This window comes from Fischerella major NIES-592, from assembly GCF_001904645.1.
Classification (GTDB): Bacteria; Cyanobacteriota; Cyanobacteriia; order Cyanobacteriales; family Nostocaceae; genus Fischerella; species Fischerella thermalis.
The window spans coordinates 84,817-107,376 of record NZ_MRCA01000005.1 but is presented as its reverse complement, the minus strand read 5'-3'; the positions used below and the strand labels follow the sequence as shown (position 1 = coordinate 107,376).

Genomic DNA, 22,560 nt, shown 5'->3' with positions numbered 1-22,560 from the left:
AGCCGAACTTGATATTACCCATTACCCGTTACCCATTACCTATTACCAAAGCGGCGGGAAACACTATCCCCTCGTGAGTGGCGGGAAACCGTCCCGCCGCTTTTAATAAAATTACGTAAGTCTACTATTGCTTCACATCAGCTTAGCCTAGCTTTAGCAACTCTTCAAAGGATTTCCAGCAAAAATAACCTGGTGAAAGTAGCTTTTAATGTAAATAATTGAGATCGGAGTGAGTGTACCACTCCCCGTGAATCTTCGTGCAGCGAGTTGACAGTGCATGAGCTACTGCGTAAATCCTTACTGTCCCAATCCAGAAAACTTGGCATATAGCGAGAGGTGTCAGTCTTGTGGCTCGCGATTGCTGCTACGTTCGCGCTACCGAATAGTGAAAGCTTTAGGCCAAGGTGGTTTTGGAGCAACCTTTTTAGCCAGCGATGAAGCTCTACCAGGCGAACCAAGTTGCGTAATCAAGCAATTACGTCCATCAGGAACCGCACCCCACGTTTTAAAAATGGCACGGGAGTTGTTTGAAAGAGAAGCAGTGACTTTAGGCAAGATTGGCAATCATCCGCAAGTGCCACGCTTGCTAGATTACTTTGAAGAGCGTGAACAATTCTATTTAGTTCAGGAATACATTAGCGGTTCCACCATACAGCAAGAGGTTAAACATACAGGAGTATTCACTGAAGCAGGAGTGAAGCAATTTTTGAGCGAGATTCTGCCATTACTGCAATATATACATGAACGCAAGGTAATACATCGCGATATCAAACCTGCTAATATAATCCGCCGTGCTCAAGATAGTAGACTAGTTCTCATAGACTTTGGTGCTGTTACCAATCAAGTCAGACAAGCTGTGGTAAATCAATCAGAACACACAGCATTAACTGCATATGCAATTGGTACTCCTGGTTTTGCCCCTCCCGAGCAAATGGCAATGCGTCCAGTCTACGCCAGTGATATTTATGCCTTGGGAATTACATGTATTTATCTACTAACTAGCAAATCTCCTAAAGATTTAGACTATAACCCCACAACAGGGGAAATTATGTGGGAACATCACGTACATGTGAGTAACCATCTAGCAGACGTTTTGCGGAAAATGCTGGAAGTTTCTGTACGCAATCGCTACCAAACAGCTGAAGAAGTACTCAGAGCATTAGAACTAGAACCGTATCTAGAGAGTTTGTCGAAAAGTTTAGTTTCTCAACCAAGCGGCGGTGTTAAAGAACGAACAGTTCACCGTTTAGAAGATTCTGGTATTTACAGCAGCAGTCCTTCCGGTGTTTCTGGTATGAGTGTGGCGCAGGTAGCAGCAGCAATTCGAGCAAGACGGGCTAAAATCGCAGAAGCTGCTGGTGTTACCTATGCAGGGGAAACACGACGACGAATGCTAACAACAAAATCAACGACTTTGGCTAGTAGTTGTGGTAGTTCTCAAGGTCAAAAAGCTCAGGCTATGCGCCAATTAGATAGCCAAAATTTGATTGCAGCTTATCTAAAAGGGAGACGGGATTTTGCCCTACACAATTTAAATCTGCTTAACTTACAAGGTGCCAATCTATCAGAAACAAATTTCCATTCTTCTCAACTGCAAAGAGTCAACCTCCAAGGAGCTAATCTCCACAATAGTGACTTTGGCAGAGCTAGTCTCAATCGAGCGAATCTTAGAGATAGTAATTTAACCAAAGCTTACTTGAATAATGCTGATTTAGAAGGAGCAGACTTACGAGGCGCGGATCTCAGCTATGCTTATCTGCAAAACGCTAACTTGCGGGGAGCTAATTTGTGTGGCGCTAATTTGACTGGTGCGAAAATTTCTGAAGAACAACTAGCACAAGCCAAAACGAATTGGATGACGGTACGTCCCAATGGCAGACGAGGGTTGTTGTAAATCCTCTGTTAACGTGAGTTTGATTAATATTATCGGACTAAAAAATTGAATTGCCCGCAAGTAAATAAGTGAACAGTTATCACCCTCGTCACCAGGTTGAACCTGGTAACAACTTGGGAATTGCTTCGTGTAAATTCAATTGTTTAATCAATATTATTTAAATAAACTGTCATATAGCATTCCTAAATCATTCGTGAAAGGCAAGATACCCAAATTCTCAAAGAAGTCGGGGATCTGGGCTTTGCTATTCTCACAAATCATATAGGACTGCTATATATTATTTATTGTTAAACTAACTAAAGCAAATATTCTAAATCTTTTCTCAACATTAAGTAGTATTGCGGTTACTTTAAACTGAAGAGAAACTTTAATCTGGGATAGGGAAAACTTCATAATGTATGTTACTTGATGCTCAAACTCACAGCATCAAGTATGTCAGACACTATTTCAAATTATAAAATTCAGAATAATTGTTCATAACTGACTTCAAAAATAGATATTTGTTAGCAATATAAAGGCTAAGCTATGATTGCTGAATTTTCAGAAAAGGAATTAGAAAAGCGGCTGAGTTTATATCAAGTATTCCTTAAGTTGTATGAACACCATAGTAGCTTTTTAGATGAAATTCTTCAGTTAGAAAATTTACCTCAGCCATTGTCTACAGGAGTGCAGGGGTGTTACCTACAAGGTGTAATCGATAGTTCTGCTGTTTATGTCATTACTAATTTATCTGAGGGTAAGACGCAGACATTATTACAACCACAGTATATTTGGACTATAGGCCGCGATCGCACCTGTGGTATTTGTGTTTGTGACAGACGCGTGTCTCGTCGTCATGCAGCTATTCAGTATATTGAAAATGCTGATTACTCAGGCTTTTACCTAGTTGACTTTAGTAGTACCAATGGTACTTTTGTGAATGGTGAACCTGTTTATCGCCCAATCAAACTACAAGATGGTGATCATATTCGGCTAGGTAGCATGACTTTTTCTTTTTATATGAATTTGACACCACCCCAAGTATTGCCTAGAGTTGCAGTTGAGTTATTGATGCAACTAGTTACACGCAAAAGTGGTGATGGTGATGAGGCGCAAATAAATAGAAAAGTATCTCCGGAGAACTTAGATCATACTTTAGAAGCTTTTAGAGAGATTCCAATAATTAATAGTGAAGAAATTGCGGTATCGCTAAGTCAAAAACAGCAATCAGAAATTTTAGATAATTTCTTCAGTAAACAAATGCCTAGTAATTCTATATAATAGCTGTTTTTACAGATTTGATGATTATTTTATTAACTTTGACTACATAACCCCGACTTCTTTGAGAAGTCGGGGTTCGCGTTTTTCTGGCAGAAAATGCTTAGCACTTAGCAGTTAGTTTTTGACTAATAATGTACAGACGCGAGGAACATCGCGTCTCTACCCACTAACTAATGACTACTGTACAGACGTGCCATGGCACGTCTCTACAACCACTAACCAATACTATTCTTCTTCAGAAGCATCATCCATATCTTCGTCTTCGTCTTCGTTTGTCTTCCTGACAGAGTTAGCGGAAACAACAGCTCCTTTTTCTAATTTTTCCCGTACTAGTTGCTTAATTTGTTCAGCAAATTCTGGTTTTTCGTCTAAGTATTTAATGGCGTTATCTCGACCTTGAGAAATATTGTCGCCATTGTAGCTATACCATGCTCCCTTGCGGTTGAGTACGCCAGTTTCTTCTGCTAAATCTACAAGACAACCCAAGGTAGAAATACCTCTACCAAAAATAATGTCAAATTCTGCAACTCTAAAAGGTGGGGCGACTTTATTTTTAGCAACTTTGACTTTGACGCGATTACCGAATTCCTCAGTTCCTTTTTTCAGGGTTTGAATCCGACGGATATCCAAGCGTACCGAAGCGTAATATTTGAGAGCATTACCACCAGTTGTAGTTTCGGGATTACCGTAGCTGACACCAATTTTTTGTCGTAACTGGTTGAGGAAAATTACTGTGCAGCCAGATTTACCAATATTACCAGTGATTTTACGCAGAGCTTGGCTCATCAATCTTGCCTGAAGACCAACGTGGGCATCACCCATATCACCTTCGATTTCCGCGCGAGGAACTAGGGCTGCTACCGAGTCAATGACGACTATATCTACTGCTGCTGAGCGAACGAGTTGATCGACAATTTCTAAGGCTGCTTCTCCTGTATCTGGTTGAGAAACCAATAAGTTTTCTGTATCTACACCTAAAGCCGCAGCGTAAGTGGGGTCGAGGGCGTGTTCTGCATCAACGTAGGCAGCAATTCCGCCATTTTTTTGTACTTCTGCAACGGCGTGTAGTGCTAAAGTTGTTTTACCAGAACTTTCTGGACCATAAATCTCTATGACTCGACCTTTGGGTAAACCACCGCCTAATGCCAAATCCAATGTCAGCGCCCCACTGGAAATGGTTTCTACCCGCATCCGGGTAGCGTCGCCCAAGCGCATGATTGTTCCTTTGCCAAAAGTACGCTCAATCTGGTTGAGTACCATGTTGAGCGCTTTTTGCTTGCCAGCATTATCAGTATTAACAGCCATTCCTACCTCTATATATATGGATTTAGGGAGTGTTGCTTGGGAAGATTTAATAGAACAGATATACTATTTTGACATTTTCCTGCGGCTAATCGCTACATAGTTTAACGCGGGCTGATCAATATTGCTAGAACAGGGGATCATACCATTTTAGATTTTGGATGAGGACACTGATCTGGGTATAGGTTCTGTAGATTTATATCTGTTGCAATCATTTCTAAAATTGGTATTTGGTATTAAATTTTGTATTGTCTATCTTGGTTATTATGCAACATGTAGTAGCAATATGCCTGCTCAAACGCTACTACGATGATATTTTTACTTTTATTTACAGAACTTTATGGGTATATACCCTGAAATCAATCAAAAACCAAAAATCCAAAATCAAATGACTGCTGATGTTACTGAATTTTTGATTCCTGATACAGCTGTTAGCGTCGCCGGTTTAACTGACTATATGCGCTTGCTACTAGAACAAGATGAACAATTGCGGCAAATTTGGGTAATTGGAGAAGTTTCTAGTGCTAACAACCACCGCAGTGGCTTATTTTTTACTTTGCAAGACCCCGATGGGCAAGCAGCAATTAAATGTGTGGTATGGAATGGGCAATTACCTAAACTAATGCAAAGACCAACTGTAGGGGAGCAGTTGATTGTTTTAGGTAGTATAAAGCTATACCCAGCACGGGGTGAATATCAACTGTCTGTTTGGCAAGCTTTACCTGCTGGTGTGGGTTTGCAGGCGCTACGTTACCAACAACTGCGAAACCGTCTAGAAGCAGAAGGGTTACTTGATCCACAAAGGAAGCGATCGCTTCCTTCTCATCCCCAAACGATTGCTGTTGTCACTTCACCTACTGCTGCTGCTTGGGGGGATATCCAAAAGACTCTCAGACAAAGATACCCTGGTTTACATGTTTTATTTGCTCCTGCTACTGTTCAGGGTGAGCAAGCACCGGAGTCTATTGTTAAGGCTATTGAACGGGTAGAAAAAGATGGACGAGCCGAGGTGATAATTTTATCGCGGGGAGGGGGTGCGGTGGAGGAATTGGCTTGTTTTAATGATGAACGAGTAGTGCGAGCAGTGGCTAATTGTACAATTCCTATCATTACTGGAATTGGGCATCAAAGGGATGAGTCTTTGGTAGATTTAGTTGCAGATGAGAATGTGCATACTCCCACTGCGGCGGCAGAACGAGTTGTTCCGGCACTGGCGGATCTATATAATCAGCATCAACAGAGAGTTGTAAGTTTGCAGCAAGTTGTGCAACGGGAGTTGGAAACTGCTGATAATCAACTGCAAGGACTGCGAGAACGTTTGCAGCGTTTACGCTTGGATAAGCAGGTACAGCAACAAATGCAGGCGCTGATTTGGCAACGTCAGAAATTGGTGCAAATCACGTCTGTTAAGTTACAACAAGCAACTCAATATTTAGAGATGTTACGACAAAAGTTAACAACTCTTGATCCCAAGGCTGTGTTACAACGTGGTTATGCGGTGGTCAGGCAAGAAGATGGGATGACTGTTCGCAATGCGAGTGAGTTAGCTATGGGGCAGGAGTTGGTGATACAGTTGGGTCAGGGTGAGGTGAAAGTAAGGGTTACGGAATTAATTAAACCACCAAGGCGCCAAGGACGCCAAGATTTGCATGGTTAAGCGCAATAATTCTTCTAATTCTAAGTCTGTAGAGGCTGAGGTCTGGAATTATGAGGCGAAGGTTGCTGAGATAGAGGGTATTATTAATCGGATTGAGGGGGGTGAGTTGGATTTGGCTGATGTGTTTGAGCAATTTGCTCAAGCTGTTGAGTATTTGCGTGAGTGTGAAAGTTTTTTACGTCAACGACAACAGCAAGTAGATTTGTTGATTGAAACTTTGGATGATCAGTAGTTGGGGATTTGGTTTGAGTAATTAACTGTAGATGCTACGAGTTGAGTCAGTTGTTTGTAGGAGTTGAGGTAATTATTGATACTGGCTGTTCTATTCCACTGGTAGGAGCGGGTTTCATTTCGCCGCGAAAGTCTAGTATTTGCACCAGAAGCAGGTAGGCGATCGCTAAAATTAAAGAAAAAACGCCTGTAATAATTGCGACAATTTTTGAACGATTCATTTGCATTTCCTATATGGAAGTTAGAACGAGAGAGCAGCTTCATTGGGTTCTATTTTCTACTAACTATGATATTACACTTAATTTTCTTTTTGTGTTGAGCAAGTATTGATTCAGGGAACTGATAATATTTTTGATAAACAACATTATAAAAAATATTCTTTCTGTATGTCTAAATCCAAAAACATTTTGAATCAAATTATATGCTGTTCGTTGACTGTTGTGCTTGAAATCAGGAGATAATATTAAAGTTTTTTCCAAGAATTGCAGGTACATTCCATAGTCAAATTTTAATGATTCTCGTGCCAATTCAAAATAAGATAAAGCTAATGCGCAACGATACTTAATTGTTAATTGGTTTGACTGTATTAGCTTGTTTTGTGCTTTTTGTAATACTATACTTTGGCATTCTATCCAACGAGATTTGCTACAAGTGGAAACTGTCACATTGCCGTATCTTCTATACACTGAATAGCAACCTGGTTGATATACTACTTTAGCACCATTCATTACTACTGATAAGAAAAAATCTCGATCCTGTGCAGCTGATAAGTTTTCATCCCATCCACCACTGTTTTCGATGGCGCTTCTTCTGTAGAGTAAAGAAGCAACCGCAGTCCACCAATTTGCTAGTAACGACTCAAGAACATCAGCTTGTGTCGCAGCAATTTCTATGGGACCTAAAAAACTTGTTCCATCTGCATTGTGATATTGATGTCTCCAATCACCATAAACAACATCTGCTCCAGTTGTTTCTAAATAACTTACTTGTCTGGCAATTTTTTCAGGTAATATATAGTCATCTGCATCTAGGTACTGGATATACTCTCCTTTTGATATCTGAAAGCCATAGTTTCTGACATGATTTCCGCCTTGATGAGGTAGAGATTTCCAGATAATTTTATCACCATAACTTTTGATAATTTCTAATGAATTATCAGTTGAACCATCATCAATAACAATAATTTCGAGATGAGGATATGTCTGCTGTAAGCAGCTATCAATCGCTTCGCTTAACCATTTTTCCGCATTAAAACAAGGAATGATGATTGAGACAAGTTTTGGCATTTGTATTTGACTGGATGTGTTGGAATATATTCATCAATAATTAAAAACACAGAAATAATATGGTTCTGAAATTATGCAAGTACAGTTAATATTTTGAATATAGCAATGTTAAACTGGGAAATATGATTGGGTGCAGTACTATTTAATTGATAACTTTCCATTCTCGGGGTTGATAAAACAAAGATTGACTAGTAATCGTATTTGATTTCACTGTGAATCTAAAAGATTCGACTGCATCAAAAGAGTAAGCACCTTCTTTAATAAAAACTTTAGTATTGTAGACACCAGGATTCAAACAGCAAAAAGGCATATACATTTGTAGTTCATTTTTGCCTGGTAAGACCTCTAAATACTCATTATCGTTGGCAGCAGTGAGATATAAGATCCGTCCATTTTCTCCACCAACATCTGTAATTGTGACGCATAAATTAGCATTAGTTACTCTCCGATGTGCTTTGCATTCTACACATAGAGAGATAGACTCACCGCTTGTAGGTGTTGCTACAATATTGCCTTGTGCATCTTTAAAATATACAGAAGTAATATCTATACCTGTACTTTCATTCTGAGATTTCTCTGGCAAAACTAAATAACCTGGAGATTTTTCTGTCCCAGCTAGACACAAATCTTCTTCATATTTACGCACTACAGTATCTATATCGCCGGTAGTAATTAATTTACCTTTTGATATATATACTGCCGAAGTACAGACATTTAAAATTGCTGGTGGATTATGAGAAACTAAAATAAAAGCAGTGCCGTTATCTCGAAGTTTTGCTAGTCTGCGATGGCATTTCATTCTAAACTTAATATCCCCAACTGCTAAGACTTCATCAATTAGTAAAATGTCTGGCTCGATATGGACAGCACAAGCAAATCCTAGTCGTGCTGCCATACCAGAACTATAGGTTTGTACAGGTGCATCAATAGCATCGGCAATTTCAGCGAAATCTATAACATCCTGAAATCTTTCTTCAATTTCTTTGGTAGATAGACCCAAAATTGACATATTGGCATAAATATTTTCTCGACCCGTCAAAATTGGATTAAACCCTGCTCCCAGGGCAATTAATGGTGCTATTCTACCTCTTACTCTGACCCTGCCAGTATCAGGCTTAATCAAACCACTAATAATGCGTAATATGGTACTTTTGCCAGCTCCATTTGACCCGATTAACGCTAGTGCTTCTCCTCGTCTTAGTTGAAAGCTAATATCTTTCAGTGCCCAAAATTCTTTTGGTCTTAAGACATCACTATTTCTATTGACGCCAAACAATTCTGTGGTGATATCTTGCACACCATATAATAAAGATTGTTTTAAGTTTCTACAAAATTTTTTAGAAACATTCTCTACTGAAATTACTACCTCAGAATCGTCTGGAGGCTGGATAGAAATCTTTTTTTCGATTAAATCAGTCATGATTAAGAACTTACTCTTTCAACTACGAAAGGCATGGCAAGACGAAAGGCGATCCAAGTCAGTAGTAAACCAATAATAGTAATTGCACTGACTACCCAAAATCCTAAAGGTTCTGATACTACTCCTGTGGTTGCTAACTCTCGAGTTGTCACTAATAGAGGAGTTACAGGATTAAGCTTAACTAAATATCCAAATGTTCCTTCGTTAGGAACTGCATAGACTACTGGAGTTAAAAACAGCCAAAATCCTGTGATTAAACTTAGCCCTTTAGATACATCTTGATATAAAACTCCAAAAGGGGCTAATAAAATACCGATGAATGTTCCTAGTAAAACTAAGTGAATTAATGCTACTGGCGCTATAATCACCGTCCAACTTACGGAAACACGAAAGAATATAAATAATGCCACTATCAATATTGTTTTAATGCCAAAGTTAAAAAACACTTCGCCTAGCTTTGCTAAAATCAGTGCTTCTCGAGGGAAATTAACTCTGGCTAACATTGGCTTGGCAACTGTCACGGCTTGCACTGGGCCGTTTAATGCTTCTACAAATGTTTGCCACAGAGCAGTGCTGAACATGACGTAAGCTGGGTAGGGTATATCTGTCACCCCGACATTGATAACTTGGGCACCCTTGGCAAGGGTAAAGCTAGCTGCCATAACAATAGGGGGTAAGAAAGCCCAAGCTATTCCTAAAAATGATTGACGATACTGGGCGCTAATATCACGTACCATTAGCCGCCAAGCGAGTTCACGAGAAGCAAGTAAGTCTCGCCACATTTGTTGGAGTAATCGGAGGGGATGCTTCAGACTACTTTCTGGTGTATGAATCACCTCGGGTAGCTGATGTTTTGAATGCATGTTTGGCTTCAAAGTTTTTCACCCTACTACACTGTAATACATTGCCAATCACAGGTGGGTTTTATCCACTATATCTATATGACTGAGATATTCTCAATTTAGACTGTGATGTGGCAAAATTTGGATTTTTATTTACTGACAATAAAAAAGACTACCGCGATCGCAGTTTTCTGGCAACGATCCGGGGTATATATAAAGGGTCATATGAAGATTTGATGATCATTGCCCGTAGTTTGCCAAAATATTCGTCACTGGGGTTGCAAGGGTAACAAGATATTTGAGGGACGGCTTGAGAAATCAAATCGAGCTGATACTTGGCATTGAGGCGGCGGTTTTCGGCAATGCTAAGCATTAAGGCATAGGTGCGGGCAGCGTTAACAATGGGGATTCTCTGGATATTACTGAGGTCATACAACTGTTCTTTGGAACTTTGCCACCCAGCTAGGCGTTGTTCGATGTAAAACCTATCTCGCCAATCCATGTGTGCTTGGGGAGTTTGCTTCACCCATTCTAACCACTGACGCATACCTGCGATCGCACTTGAGTTTAACGGTTCCCCATAATTTCGGGCAATTTGTTGAGCGCAGATTTCGGTGTCGTCTATGGTATCAGGTAGGGAATTACGCCACATTGCTTTACCCACTTCCATGCACCAACCACCAACAGAAATTCCCTCTAGGGAATCTCGTACACTTTGGAGAAAAGGCAGAGCGTCACCCTGAGAAACATGATCTGCGCTGTGTTCTGTAACGAGATGCTGACGGTTGGCTTGACTTTTACGTCCATGCAAAAAGATGTGCTGATATCCGAGTTTTTTTGCTAGGGTAGCTGGGAGAATGCGATCGGCTACTGACATTCTGGCAGCAATCCGGGTAAAGGGTGCGATGTTGACACCGCCACGATATGCCATTGCTAGTACCAATCGTGAGTCAACACCCGCCGAAAGTCCCAGCCACAGTTTGCTCTGTTTTTGATAAAGCCCCCGCAGTGCTGTGATCATACTTTGGCTCAAAAGTTCCAAAGCTTCTTCATAGTCAAAATCAGGATTGATTGGCGGTAGCAAAGGTCGGGGTTGAATGCTACCGTCTTTGAGTTCAATAACTTGACTAGGTAAAAGCCGACTGATGTCTACAAAGCGCGAAAGTGGTGGTGTAAACCACGACAGCCCTTGTTGGTAATATAACTGCCGAGAATCAGCTTTGGGTGACAGTATATCAGCAAGTAAAGCTGGACTGCTTGATACCCAAACTTGACCGTCGCGTGTTTTACCATAAAAGCAACCGAGAAGTCCGGAGGCATCCATATGTACCTTGCCATTACCGATTAACACCCAACGACCTGCCCAACTGGCATAGAGGTTAGGTACATCGGCGCTGGCTGTCTGAGCAATCTCTGCTAGTGGTTCGGAACGGGATTCTAGGGTTTCCACAGCCACTCCCAAGATTACCCAAGTAGTCCCGTTTGCATCAGTTGTCCAACTAGCAAAGAGTTCGGGACAATAGGAAATCCATGTGGAGGCATCCAACTGCCAACAATGCCAGTCGTCATACACACGAAAACTTTCTGATCCAATCACAAACTGGCGACGGTGAGGCCGCATCATTAATGGGGAATTAGTGGTAAGCACAGATTCTTTTTGCATGGAGGTCGTGTCCTTGGTTTGGCAGGCACACCCTGATTAACTCTGGGATGAGGCTGTCATGGTAGATGTTGGCGGCTGTTGTGGAGGGATTTGATTTGGCGATCCTTGTAAGTATTTTTTGGCATAGCGAGAGGTAAGATAATGGTTTAACACCTTATCTATTTGTCGGAGAATTTTGCCCACTACTCGAGAACCAAGTTTGCCAAGGGGAATTTTACGGACGAGGGGGTTGACAATTGTCATATCTCGCCGCCATCCTAAGCGTTTGTACTTGTTTTGGAAGTACTCATCTTCGCTGAGATTCCACTTGTCACGTAAGCGTTTCAAGCTTGCTAGTTCCCAAGCATCACTCCACCGCAGCATATAAAAGTGTAGGTCTGTCCATTTTAAGGGCGGGCCTGGTACATAGGTTACTAAGGATTCAGGTTCCAAGTAGACTGTACCGCCAGCCTCGTTAACCATAATACACAAATCTACGTGTTCTTTCGTATTCAACAGTCCTTCATCTAAAAGACCAATCTGAGCAAATATTTCTGTGCGTACCATCATACAGTGAAACTCTGCTAACCCGGTTTGTTGCCGTTGCAGTTGGGGACGTACATCTGCTACTTTCCGTCCTTGCTTATAAATTTTTTCAATTATTCGCCGTCTGGTAGTCTCGCCTTTAGTTTCTACTTTCACACCAGATTCTCCGCCTGCACAATGCACTTCTGTGTGTAGTGGTAGGTATTGACAGATGAGGGGACTAACTATAGTAGCCCCAGTTGCTTCAGCACAATCTACCAATCGCTGCAACCAACCAGGTGTAACTACAACATCATTATCTATAAAGACAACATATTTACTGTTAACTTGACGTAAACCGATGTTTCTAGCATGGTTGGGGGAAAGGTAGTGATCAGTGCGAATTAGTTGAAATTTCTTCTCAACTGCTTGAGTAGCGAGGTAATTTTTGATGTGAGTAGGTGAACCTCCATCAACATAGATTAACTTGAAAGGGTAATTTGTGTTTTCGTAAATACTTTCCAAGGATTCACGAGTATAGCTAAAACGCTCACGAGGAACAACGACAATAGTAACTTCTGGCTCAAGAAATTGAGATTGATTCATGGTTTCAGCCTTTTTGAAATATGCAGAAAAAAGTTAAGTGAACTGTTGTGAAGAATTTTGACTAGCCTTTATCTCTTTTAGGTGTATTTAGGACTAGCAATGGAATCTATGCTTTGCTCTGAGCATGGCTGTAATTTATCTACTATGACTTGCTGATAAATTTTTACTAGTTCATCATTGAGGTGATTAATGTCGTAATGTTTTTCTACATAAGCACGACCAGCTTTACCCATTTGTTCCCATAACTCTGGATGCTCAATTAAATAAGTTAGTTTATCTGCGATCGCATCTGCATCTCGCTCTGGAACTAATAAACCAGAAATACCATCTTGAACTAGTTCTGGAATACCACCGTGCCGAGTAGCAATGACTGGTAAACCCATAGCCATTGCTTCTTTGAGGGTATTCACAGGAGCATCCTGATTCCCATCTTTAGCGGTGACACTGGGAGCAATAAAAATGTAGGTATTATCGATAATTTGAATAATCTCTTGTTGATTTTTCCAACCTAAAAGCTTGACTTTTTCAGCCACACCCAGTTCTGTAATTACTTGCTGCAAATGTGCTTTTAAGTGTCCATCGCCAATGATATTGTATTCTAGATTGGGATAGTTTTTTAAAACTTGGGCGACGCCACGAATGGCATACTCTATGCCTTTCTTTTCAACCAAGCGACCAGTCGTAGCAATATAAATTTTACCATCTGCTAGAGGCTGACGCGCCCGAAAACTAAATCGACTACAATCTATTCCCGAACCGTGAACAATTATCTTCTTTTGATCACAACCTAGTTGAATTGCTCGCTGACGAAAAAACTCACAATTTGCTAGAAAAAAATCTCCTTTGAGAAACAGCTTATTGTAAACTTTCTCTCCACACTCTTTGACATACCAGCTGATATCATAGCCCCGAAAAGAAGTAACTAACTTACCTTTGATAGCACCAATGTCACGATAAATTATTCCTGCGTTGCCCAGGATACCAAATTGACAGTGAATGATATCGTATGGTTCTGCACCTAACAAAGGAATAATTGAGTATAAGATTTTTAGAGCTGGTGTATCTTTATTGGACTTTAAAAATTTGAGCGATCGCAATATTACTAATGGAGCTTTATGAAAATTTGTAATAATTAACCACAGTGCTTTGAGCAGCCGCCAGACTTTATTATCAGGCATTTGAGGGGCATAAAAAGTACATTTTAGCAAGTCATACTTTTCTACATCTGGATGAAATTTAGCATGATCATCAGGTCTATCACCGTAAATGTGAACTTCATGCCCTCGACAAATTAAGCCTGTAATCTGATTCAAAATAAATGTTTCCGATATGACCGGAAATTTATTCACTATGAAAGCTATTTTCATATGCTGATGTCATCACTCACTAGTTGTTGATCAACAGACAAACAATTTAGTTGCACTATATTACATGTACTTTTAAACCTAATTATTTTTTGCTATTCAGAAATAGTGTCAGAGACATCTTCATTATTTTTTTACAAAAAAGCAGGATAATTAATTTTTCTTTGAAATGGAAAAATCATGTTGATAAAATACCGAGATATGATATTCGTAATGCTCAAAATCAATATTTTTTAACCGCGAAGACACGAAGTTCACAAAGGTAACAGTCACGACCCTATGCTTGTGGAGTCGCTACGATCAAGATCAGTGACTTTGCTGGAATCAAGTTCTATGTCTTTAACCGAGGAAATTCTTTGGCAATTACCAGGTGATGTTTTAGGGGGGTTGCGTCGTAGCGATCGCCTTTTATCATCCATCAGAGAAGGTAAAGTCCCAGTACCGGTGGTAGTAAGAGAAAATCAACAAGAGTTGGGTGCTGTCGATTGGGATATTTTAATTTGCGGTGGTACTTTAGGGATTTTAATTGGCTGCGCCCTTGCCCTGCAAGGATTGCGGGTAGCATTGATAGAACGGGGTAGATTGCGGGGGAGAGATCAAGAATGGAATATTTCCCGTAAAGAATTGCAAGTATTCTTAGAATTATCTCTATTAACAGATGCAGAATTAGAAAAAGCGATCGCAACAGAATACAACCCTGCCAGAGTCGGCTTTGATAACGGTGTTGAGATTTGGGTAGAAAACGTATTAAATATTGGTATAGATCCAGTGTATTTACTGGAAACTTTAAAACAAAAATTTTTGGCAGCTGGTGGAAATTTATTTGAAAATACACCTTTTGGAGAAGTAGTAGTTCACCCGGATGGAGTGATAGTCAACAATCAATACAAAGCTAAATTGTTAATCGATGCAATGGGACACTTTTCTCCCATTACTCAACAAGCACGACAAGGACAAAAACCGGATGCATTGTGTTTGGTAGTTGGTAGTTGCGCTCAAGGATTTCCAGAAAATCACACTGGCGATTTAATCTTATCTTTTACACGGATTCAAAAGCAGTGCCAATACTTTTGGGAAGCTTTTCCTGCTAGGGATGGCAGAACTACTTACATGTTTACCTATATGGATGCAGATCCACAACACATAGGATTAGAAACTTTGTTTGAAGAATATCTGCGTTTAATGCCAAAATATCAAAGCGTGGAGTTACCACAACTAACATTCCAACGGGCGCTATTTGGCTTCTTTCCCTCCTATCGTCAAAGCCCCCTACATACACCTTGGAGTCGCATTCTTCCCATAGGAGATAGTAGTGGGAATCAATCTCCTTTAAGTTTTGGTGGCTTTGGGGCGATGGTGCGTCACTTGCACAGATTAAGCCAAGGTATTCATGAAGCACTACAAACTGATCAATTATCTGCCAGCGCATTAGCACTACTGCAACCATATCAACCCAGCTTGAGTGTAACTTGGCTATTTCAAAAAGCCATGAGTGTTGGAGTCAATCAAAAAATTGCCCCCGAACAAATCAACGAATTGCTATCAGCAGTATTTCGGCAAATGCAACAGTCAGGTGACATGGTTTTAAAACCATTTTTACAAGATGTGGTACAGTTCCCAGCCCTAACGCAAACCTTGTTAAAAACAAGTATTGCCCATCCAGGCATTGTTGCTAAAGTTATTCCCCAAGTAGGTTTACCAGCCTTATTAAATTGGATGGTACATTACGGAAACTTAGGCATTTATTCTGCATTATTTTGGCTCAGTCAAAGATTAGAACCGTGGGAAAAATATTTACCCAGCATTTCTCAATACTATTGGCATCGCTGGATTGATACTTGGAAATATGGTTCTGGTAGTGATTATTTGGATTACTGTAGGGGTGTAAGAATGTAAAGTATTCCTGTCAATGCATAGCTTCCCGAATAAAATTTTCTTGGTGTCTTAGTGTCTTTGTGTTTCAAAAATAATTCTTTTCACCACCAAGACACAAAGACACTAAGAAGAAAACTGTTTGTAGTAAGCGCCTTGGCGCTTACTACGAAGTTATAAAGTAGTAAGACTCGCCATTAGGCGATCAACAATCTGCAACGCTGTATCTACTTCTTTTTCACTGACAATTAGGGGTGGTACAAACCGGATAACTTTAGATCCGGCTGGTACAAGTAATAAACCTTCGTTAATAGCTGCTGTGACAACATCGCCTGCGGTAAGTTCAATGTCTGCTTTTAATTCCATACCGTTGATTAAGCCCCAACCGCGTACATCAACGATGTGATTTGGATATTTGCTAGCCAACACTCTTAAACCAGTTCGCAGTTGTTCACCCCGTTGTTGGACATTGTGTAAGATATTTTCTTGTTCTAATGTCTGGCAGACAGCTAAAGCCACGCCACAAGCTAAAGGATTGCCCCCAAAGGTGCTAGCATGTTCTCCCGGTTGAAAGACATCACAGAATTTTTTGCTGATCATTGCGCCGATGGGAACACCACCACCCAAACCTTTGGCACTGGTAAAGATATCCGGTTCTACGCCAAGATATTCATAACCCCATAACTTGCCACTGCGCCCCATTCCGACTTGCACTTCATCGAAAATTAGTAAGACGCCTGTCTCATCGCAAATTTGCCGTAGTTTCTGGAAGTAGTCCACATCTCCTGGACGAAGTCCGCCTTCTCCTTGTAATGGTTCAATTAGAATTGCGGCAACGCGGTAATCGCCTTCATCTAATTCGCTAATTGCTGCTTCTACTGCTGCAATATCATTGTAAGGTACATAGTGGAATCCCGGTACTAGGGGATCAAAGTTCTTTTGATACTTCGGCTGTCCTGTGGCGGTAATAGTTGCTAGTGTACGTCCATGGAAGCTGGAGTGAGTGGTGAGAATAATAGGACGTTCGATCTGCAACACTGTGTGCGCGTATTTCCGTGCCAGTTTAATTGCAGCTTCGTTTGCTTCTGCCCCCGAATTGCAGAAAAACACGCGATCGCCACAGGAATGCTCAACTATCCATTTTGCCAATTCTCCCTGTTCGGGGATGTAGTATAAGTTAGAAACATGATGCAGTTTTTGCATCTGGCGTGTCACCGCTTCTACCATTGCTGGATGAGCATGTCCCAAGGTACATGTAGCGATTCCTGCCACAAAATCCAGATATTCCCGTCCTTGGGTATCCCAAACGCGGCAGCCTGCACCCCGTTCTAAAGCGAGGGGAAACCGCCCATAGGTAGACATAACAACCGCATCAAAACTATCAGCATCAAAGGCGCTAGATAATGTAGAACCTGACTCTGAAGTAATGGGGTGTTGTTGAACAAGAGTTTCTAGGCTCACCTGCTTAGCTCCCTAAATTCTTTATTGTAGGGTGATTCACTGGTCTGATAGAAATCTGTCAAAATTTCTTATCCTTACCTAATAGTTCATCTTAAGCTGTCACTCAGCTATCCTCAAAACGAGTGGTGATGGTGAATAATTGTGTACTCAACTCTGGAACAGAAATATCAACGCATCCAAAAAGAGTTAATGGCAGGAGCACTTGCTCTTGCTGGTGTCTTTCTGATTGGTACTCTATGGTACGCCTTAGTTGAGGGCTGGTCATGGCAAGATGCAGCATATATGACAATCATAACTTTAGCTACTGTGGGTTATGGTGAAACAAGACCACTAGGGGATCGAGGACGATTATTTACCATCGCTCTAATTTTAATGGGGGTAATCACTATCGGTTACATCGTCAACCGATTTACAGAAGCAGTCATTCAAGGCTACTTCCAAGAAGGAATTCGACTTCGACAAGTGCGACGGGCAATGGAATCTTTATCAGGGCATTACATCATCTGTGGATTTAGTCGGACTGGTCGGCAAATTGCTATAGAATTTCAAGCAGAAGGCGTCTCTTTTGTGGTTATTGACTCGGATGTCGAATCTGTACGGAAGGCACAGGAGCAGGGTTATACTATATACCAGGGCGATGCAACGTTAGATGAAACTCTTATAAGAGTCGGCGTTGAAAGAGCAATTTGTATAGTCGCAGCCCTTCCTTCTGATGCAGAAAATTTATACATAGTCCTTTCCGCAAAATTTTTGAACCCAGGTATTCGAGCGATCGCCCGCGCTAGTACAGAAGAAGCTTTGCTAAAGTTGCAACGCGCTGGTGCAGATGCTGTTATTTCTCCTTATATCACTGGTGGGAAGCGCATGGCGGCGGCTGCTCTCAGACCCCAAGTTATGGACTTCGTTGATGGAATTATCTCAGGTACAGACCGACAACTATACATGGAAGAATTTTTGCTTGACCCAAAAGTTTGTCCGGTAGTAGGAATGACTTTAGGACAAGCCAGGTTGCGGGCGCAAACAGGTGCATTAATACTTGCTGTCCGACGCAATGATGGCACTCTCATCGGCGGCCCCACCCCTGATACAGTATTTATGCCCGCAGATGTGTTAATTGCTATGGGTACACCAGAACAGCTGCGCGCCCTCAATCAACTTCTGGGGCCAATTGGTTCTAAGCAGTTAAGGAGACCAAAAAAGATTTAAGACTCTCTCTTATTGCCCTCTGCCTTCTTGGGATGTTGATATTGAATGGCAAATCAGTCAGTTAACTCAATTAAGGAAAAATCATTAAATCTTTACATTATGAAAATATTTTTACCATATCAATTCCTATTTACTAACTAATCAGATTGATAGTATTCCAATGCCAAATCAACTAGTAGTCCGCCAAACAAATTATGAAAGGTCATAGATCCCCAACTTTTTGAAAAAATCGGGAATCTGAACAACCGCAACCTCTCAAAATCAATTGGGTGGACTACTAGATTTATTTTTAAATAATTATTTGTTGTTTTATTCTCAAAGTTCAGAATTTCACAAGGATTTACTTTCTATATATCCTTAAACAAGGAAAAGTAAATGCTTAACTGGCTTATCTGTTCTTGCATTCAGTTTCAATATTCATCAAAAATTACAATATCTATCAAATAGATGATTATCAAAAATCAGCAATGCTGGTAAGGTGTTTGATAGCAGTCCCACGCAAGCTAGTAAGTTTAGTTTTTTAACCTTTGTCTACTAGATATTTATTTTTAACCTACTATATTAATCACTTATGACAAAGATAAATATATCCAACGGATAATCAGTGAAAGGCTTTAACTAAAAGGATTTTTAGCTTTTGTAGAGATGCGATGAACTGCGTTTCTACAAACTTTTGACTTTAGGGTATGGAAAGATGTCTAAAACTTGGCTAGAGCAACTACAGCAAATAACCGTTGTGGTTGCAGATGCGAGGGATATCAGAGCAATTGAAAATTTGAAGCCGCAAGATGCTATAAATAATCCTGCTTTGATTACTGCTGCTGCTCAAATGCCTGAATACAAAGATATATTTCATCAAACTTTATTGCAAGCAAAGCAAGATGCAGGTGCAGGAGCAACAATTGATCAGATTGTATCTCTAGCAGTAGATCGTTTGCTTGTGTGGTTTGGACAGAAAATTCTCCAAACAATCACAGGTAGAATATCAACACAAGTTGATGCACGATTGTGCTACGATACGGAAGCAATTATTGCCAAAGCGCGTTATCTTGTTTCTCTGTACGAAGCAAATAATATTTCCAGAGAAAGAATTTTAATGAAAATAGCCTCTACCTGGGAGGGCATCCGTGCAGCTGAGGTTTTAGAAAAAGAAGGGATTCATTGTCATTTAAACTTACTATTTGGTATTCATCAAGCGATCGCCTGTGCGGAAGCTGGTGTGACTTTAGTTTCTACTTTGGTGGGGCGAATTGGAGATTGGTTCAAAAAAGAATCGGGACGTGAATTTTATCCAGCCACTAGAGATCCGGGAGTCCTATCAGTCAGCCAATTCTATAACTACTATAAAAAATTTGGCTATCAAACCCAAATCATGGTGGCTGGCTTTCGTAACATTGACCAAATTGCAGAGTTAGCAGGTTGTGACTTACTAGCAATTTCACCTGTGCTACTGAAAAAATTGCAATCTACAACAGGAGAATTACCGCGTCAACTTGTTCCCGCCCATGCAGCCGAAGCTCATTTCAGAAAAATACATATTGATAAATACACTTTTTACAATATGCATGAAGCCGATCGCATGGCATACCAAAAACTAGAAGAGGGAATTGTTGGTATGTCCAAAACACTGGTTGCTCTGGAACAACTTTTAGCGCAGTGGTTGGAATGTTTGGAAAACAAGTATATAAATAGCTGTAGTTGTCTCAGTTTGGGAAATATCTTTCGAGTTTACGACTTTGACGGTGATGGCTTCATCAGCCGTGAAGAGTGGACAGGAATCGATGCAGTATTTGATGCTCTTGATGTAAACCATGACGGGATCATCACTCCTGAAGAAATGGCAGGTGGATTAGGAGCAGCCTTTCACTTGTCATTCAATTCCCTTGGGTTCGCTAACAAAAGTTATGAGATGAAAAATTTATAGAGGAAATTCTGTGGTTTTAAAACTATATTTGCTACGGCACGGCGAAACAATTTACAGCCAAACCGGAGGATACTGTGGCGAACTAGATCCAGAGTTAACACCAGAAGGAATACTCATGGCTAAAGCATTCGCCGAAGCACACAATTCCATACCTTGGACAGCAATTTATGCCAGTCCCAAAAAGCGAACTGTTGCTACAGCTAAACCATTGTGTGATGCCATAGGGATGAAAATGGAACTACGCGATGGGCTAAAAGAAATTAATTATGGCAAATGGGAAGGTCAAGATGTTGATTTTGTCAAGCAGTACTACCTAGATGATTATCTGCGTTGGTTAGCCGAACCAGCTTGGAACCCACCTACAGGAGGAGAAACAGCAGTACAGATTGCTAGTCGTGCTTCCCTTGTGATTGCAGAAATTCAGGAAAAATATTCCGATGGTAATGTTTTAGTAGTTTCTCACAAAGCAACCATCCGAATTATACTTTGCAACTTATTAGGTATTGATTTAGGACGCTATCGCGATCGCATCGATATGCCAGCTACCTCAGTCAGCATCGTCAAATTTGATACTCATGGCCCGATGCTGCAAGTCTTAGGCGATCGTAATTACATGCCAGAAGAATTGCGCTTACGACCAGGGACTTAGGAGGTGGGGCAATGGGGAGTGTGGGGAGTAAGAGATAACAACTAACTACTAATAAATGACAAATGACTAATTATGAAAATTTTAGTACTCAACTCTGGGTCAAGTAGCCAGAAAAGTCGTTTATATGAAATAGTTGGGGATCAATTATCAGAGCATCCGCCAAAACCTGTTTGGCAAGCTAGTGTAGACTGGACTCATCATCAAGGATTTGCTGAACTCGAAGTTAAAACTGCTGAAAACGCGGTTTTCAAAGAAAAAATTCAGGCTGATTCCTATGCATCAGCAACTGAACGTGTATTGCAGACTCTGCTTGAGGGTGAAACACAGGTAATCAAAGCAGCTAAGGAAATTGATGCTGTTGGTCATCGGGTAGTACATGGTGGTCAAGAATATAATCAGGCAACTTTAGTTACAGAAGAAGTCAAAGCAGCCATTAGACGTCTAGCAAGTTTTGCCCCAATTCACAATCCAGCCAACTTGGAGGGAATAGAAGCAACTGAGAAGGTATTTCCTGAGGCTACCCAAGTGGCAGTATTTGATACAGGCTTTCACAGCCACATCCCTCTAAGCGCAGCTGTTTACCCCGGTCCCTATGTGTGGTATGAAAAAGAGGGTATCCGTCGTTACGGATTTCACGGTATTAGTCATCAGTACTGTTCCCAACGGGCAGCGCAATTATTAGGCAAAGACTTAAATTCCTTGCGACTGATTACATGTCATTTAGGCAACGGTTGCTCTTTGACAGCAATTAAAGATGGCAAGAGTATCGATACAACAATGGGGTTTACGCCCTTGGATGGGTTGATGATGGGGACTCGTAGCGGTTCCCTCGATCCTGGTATTTTAATTTACCTTTTACGTAAGCAAGGGTTCGATGCTGACAAATTAGATGATATTCTCAATCACGACTCTGGATTGAAAGGCATTTCGGGCATATCTGGTGATATGCGTGCTATTCAAACTGCCATTGGTGAAGGTAATACCCGCGCCCAGTTAGCTTTTGATATGTATATTCATAGATTGCGATCGCACATTGGTTCGATGTTGGCTGTACTGGGAGGATTAGACGCGATTGTCTTTACTGGCGGTATCGGGGAAAATCATTCTTTAACGCGATCGGCAGCCTGTGAAGCCTTTGCCTTCTTAGGACTAAAACTTGATGAAACCAAAAATCAAGCTTCACCCAAAGATCAAGATATTGCAGCAGCAGATTCCAGTATTCGCGTTTTAGTCATCCAAACTCAAGAAGATTGGGCGATCGCTCAGGAATGCTGGCATTTACTGTACAAAAGTTAATAGTTAGTAGTTTGTCGTTAGTGGTTAGTGGTTAGTGGTTAGTAGTTGATTGTTACATTTTCACCCTAGATGCACTAGATAGACCTCTTGCATGAATCCTAAAAACTCCCCTCAATCCCTCCT

18 protein-coding genes are annotated in these 22,560 nt (G+C 40.8%); 9 read left to right on the top strand and 9 right to left on the bottom strand.

What is annotated here, in order from left to right:
- Nucleotides 1-277 precede the first annotated feature (277 nt).
- Together NIES592_RS11305 and NIES592_RS11300 are read left to right on the top strand one after the other, a co-directional pair.
- Nucleotides 278-1,894 (top strand): serine/threonine-protein kinase, encoded by a 1,617-nt coding sequence (locus NIES592_RS11305; protein WP_073555779.1) that lies wholly within the window; start codon nucleotides 278-280, stop codon nucleotides 1,892-1,894.
- 525 nt (nucleotides 1,895-2,419) lie between these two features.
- The gene (locus NIES592_RS11300; protein ID WP_062246407.1) at nucleotides 2,420-3,154 is read left to right on the top strand and encodes an FHA domain-containing protein; all 735 of its coding nucleotides are present in this window, start codon (nucleotides 2,420-2,422) and stop codon (nucleotides 3,152-3,154) included.
- 225 nt (nucleotides 3,155-3,379) lie between these two features.
- Here NIES592_RS11300 and recA read toward each other — a convergent pair whose 3' ends face one another.
- Nucleotides 3,380-4,459 (bottom strand): recombinase RecA, encoded by a 1,080-nt coding sequence (gene recA / locus NIES592_RS11295; RefSeq protein WP_062246405.1) that lies wholly within the window; start codon nucleotides 4,457-4,459, stop codon nucleotides 3,380-3,382.
- 385 nt (nucleotides 4,460-4,844) lie between these two features.
- On the opposite strand from recA, the gene xseA reads away from it, so the two are divergent.
- Together xseA and xseB are read left to right on the top strand one after the other, a co-directional pair.
- Nucleotides 4,845-6,113 (top strand): exodeoxyribonuclease VII large subunit, encoded by a 1,269-nt coding sequence (gene xseA, locus NIES592_RS11290; RefSeq protein WP_073555899.1) that lies wholly within the window; start codon nucleotides 4,845-4,847, stop codon nucleotides 6,111-6,113.
- The gene (gene xseB / locus NIES592_RS11285; RefSeq protein WP_073555778.1) at nucleotides 6,106-6,345 is read left to right on the top strand and encodes an exodeoxyribonuclease VII small subunit; all 240 of its coding nucleotides are present in this window, start codon (nucleotides 6,106-6,108) and stop codon (nucleotides 6,343-6,345) included. Before xseA ends, xseB begins: the two co-directional genes overlap by 8 nt.
- Nucleotides 6,346-6,391: 46 nt before the next feature.
- On the opposite strand, the gene NIES592_RS25100 is transcribed toward xseB, so the two are convergent.
- The 7 genes from NIES592_RS25100 to NIES592_RS11255 form a co-directional block, all read right to left on the bottom strand.
- The gene (locus NIES592_RS25100; RefSeq protein WP_178379526.1) at nucleotides 6,392-6,565 is read right to left on the bottom strand and encodes a hypothetical protein; all 174 of its coding nucleotides are present in this window, start codon (nucleotides 6,563-6,565) and stop codon (nucleotides 6,392-6,394) included.
- 63 nt (nucleotides 6,566-6,628) lie between these two features.
- Nucleotides 6,629-7,630 (bottom strand): glycosyltransferase family 2 protein, encoded by a 1,002-nt coding sequence (locus NIES592_RS11280; RefSeq protein WP_073555777.1) that lies wholly within the window; start codon nucleotides 7,628-7,630, stop codon nucleotides 6,629-6,631.
- Between the two features lie 142 nt (nucleotides 7,631-7,772).
- On the bottom strand, nucleotides 7,773-9,050 hold the full coding sequence (locus tag NIES592_RS11275; RefSeq protein WP_073555776.1) for an ABC transporter ATP-binding protein: 1,278 nt from the start codon (nucleotides 9,048-9,050) through the stop codon (nucleotides 7,773-7,775).
- Between the two features lie 2 nt (nucleotides 9,051-9,052).
- A complete protein-coding gene (locus NIES592_RS11270; RefSeq protein ID WP_016871977.1) occupies nucleotides 9,053-9,913 on the bottom strand; it encodes an ABC transporter permease in 861 nt (286 codons plus the stop codon).
- A gap of 151 nt (nucleotides 9,914-10,064) precedes the next feature.
- A complete protein-coding gene (locus NIES592_RS11265) occupies nucleotides 10,065-11,555 on the bottom strand; it encodes a hypothetical protein (protein WP_073555775.1) in 1,491 nt (496 codons plus the stop codon).
- A 36-nt stretch (nucleotides 11,556-11,591) separates the two neighbouring features.
- Nucleotides 11,592-12,665 carry a glycosyltransferase family 2 protein gene (locus tag NIES592_RS11260; RefSeq protein ID WP_062246395.1) on the bottom strand — a complete coding sequence of 358 codons (1,074 nt, stop codon included), beginning with the start codon at nucleotides 12,663-12,665 and terminating at the stop codon, nucleotides 11,592-11,594.
- A 77-nt stretch (nucleotides 12,666-12,742) separates the two neighbouring features.
- The gene (locus tag NIES592_RS11255; RefSeq protein ID WP_073555774.1) at nucleotides 12,743-14,032 is read right to left on the bottom strand and encodes a glycosyltransferase; all 1,290 of its coding nucleotides are present in this window, start codon (nucleotides 14,030-14,032) and stop codon (nucleotides 12,743-12,745) included.
- A 330-nt stretch (nucleotides 14,033-14,362) separates the two neighbouring features.
- On the opposite strand from NIES592_RS11255, the gene NIES592_RS11250 reads away from it, so the two are divergent.
- Nucleotides 14,363-15,925, top strand: a complete 1,563-nt coding sequence (locus tag NIES592_RS11250; protein ID WP_073555773.1) for an NAD(P)/FAD-dependent oxidoreductase — start codon at nucleotides 14,363-14,365, stop codon at nucleotides 15,923-15,925.
- 150 nt (nucleotides 15,926-16,075) lie between these two features.
- Here the strand turns inward: NIES592_RS11250 and NIES592_RS11245 are convergent, their stop codons facing one another.
- On the bottom strand, nucleotides 16,076-17,362 hold the full coding sequence (locus tag NIES592_RS11245) for an aspartate aminotransferase family protein (protein WP_073555772.1): 1,287 nt from the start codon (nucleotides 17,360-17,362) through the stop codon (nucleotides 16,076-16,078).
- A gap of 141 nt (nucleotides 17,363-17,503) precedes the next feature.
- On the opposite strand from NIES592_RS11245, the gene NIES592_RS11240 reads away from it, so the two are divergent.
- The 4 genes from NIES592_RS11240 (at nucleotide 17,504) to NIES592_RS11225 (ending at nucleotide 22,437) form a co-directional block, all read left to right on the top strand.
- Nucleotides 17,504-18,568, top strand: coding sequence for a potassium channel family protein (locus NIES592_RS11240; protein ID WP_073555771.1), 1,065 nt, complete (start codon nucleotides 17,504-17,506; stop codon nucleotides 18,566-18,568).
- A gap of 694 nt (nucleotides 18,569-19,262) precedes the next feature.
- Nucleotides 19,263-20,492 (top strand): transaldolase, encoded by a 1,230-nt coding sequence (locus NIES592_RS11235; protein WP_073555770.1) that lies wholly within the window; start codon nucleotides 19,263-19,265, stop codon nucleotides 20,490-20,492.
- Nucleotides 20,493-20,502: 10 nt separating this feature from the next.
- A complete protein-coding gene (locus NIES592_RS11230) occupies nucleotides 20,503-21,141 on the top strand; it encodes a histidine phosphatase family protein (protein WP_062246383.1) in 639 nt (212 codons plus the stop codon).
- 72 nt (nucleotides 21,142-21,213) lie between these two features.
- Complete coding sequence (locus NIES592_RS11225) at nucleotides 21,214-22,437, top strand: acetate/propionate family kinase (RefSeq protein WP_073555769.1); 1,224 nt, start codon at nucleotides 21,214-21,216, stop codon at nucleotides 22,435-22,437.
- Nucleotides 22,438-22,560 lie beyond the last annotated feature (123 nt).

Excerpts from the sequence above, each read along its gene's own strand:
- NIES592_RS11305 (WP_073555779.1), top strand. The coding sequence starts at position 278 with ATGAGCTACTGCGTAAATCCTTACTGTCCCAATCCAGAAAACTTGGCA.
- NIES592_RS11300 (WP_062246407.1), top strand. The coding sequence starts at position 2,420 with ATGATTGCTGAATTTTCAGAAAAGGAATTAGAAAAGCGGCTGAGTTTA.
- recA (WP_062246405.1), bottom strand. The coding sequence starts at position 4,459 with ATGGCTGTTAATACTGATAATGCTGGCAAGCAAAAAGCGCTCAACATG.
- xseA (WP_073555899.1), top strand. The coding sequence starts at position 4,845 with ATGACTGCTGATGTTACTGAATTTTTGATTCCTGATACAGCTGTTAGC.
- xseB (WP_073555778.1), top strand. The coding sequence starts at position 6,106 with ATGGTTAAGCGCAATAATTCTTCTAATTCTAAGTCTGTAGAGGCTGAG.
- NIES592_RS25100 (WP_178379526.1), bottom strand. The coding sequence starts at position 6,565 with ATGAATCGTTCAAAAATTGTCGCAATTATTACAGGCGTTTTTTCTTTA.
- NIES592_RS11280 (WP_073555777.1), bottom strand. The coding sequence starts at position 7,630 with ATGCCAAAACTTGTCTCAATCATCATTCCTTGTTTTAATGCGGAAAAA.
- NIES592_RS11275 (WP_073555776.1), bottom strand. The coding sequence starts at position 9,050 with ATGACTGATTTAATCGAAAAAAAGATTTCTATCCAGCCTCCAGACGAT.
- NIES592_RS11270 (WP_016871977.1), bottom strand. The coding sequence starts at position 9,913 with ATGCATTCAAAACATCAGCTACCCGAGGTGATTCATACACCAGAAAGT.
- NIES592_RS11265 (WP_073555775.1), bottom strand. The coding sequence starts at position 11,555 with ATGCAAAAAGAATCTGTGCTTACCACTAATTCCCCATTAATGATGCGG.
- NIES592_RS11260 (WP_062246395.1), bottom strand. The coding sequence starts at position 12,665 with ATGAATCAATCTCAATTTCTTGAGCCAGAAGTTACTATTGTCGTTGTT.
- NIES592_RS11255 (WP_073555774.1), bottom strand. The coding sequence starts at position 14,032 with ATGAAAATAGCTTTCATAGTGAATAAATTTCCGGTCATATCGGAAACA.
- NIES592_RS11250 (WP_073555773.1), top strand. The coding sequence starts at position 14,363 with ATGTCTTTAACCGAGGAAATTCTTTGGCAATTACCAGGTGATGTTTTA.
- NIES592_RS11235 (WP_073555770.1), top strand. The coding sequence starts at position 19,263 with ATGTCTAAAACTTGGCTAGAGCAACTACAGCAAATAACCGTTGTGGTT.
- NIES592_RS11225 (WP_073555769.1), top strand. The coding sequence starts at position 21,214 with ATGAAAATTTTAGTACTCAACTCTGGGTCAAGTAGCCAGAAAAGTCGT.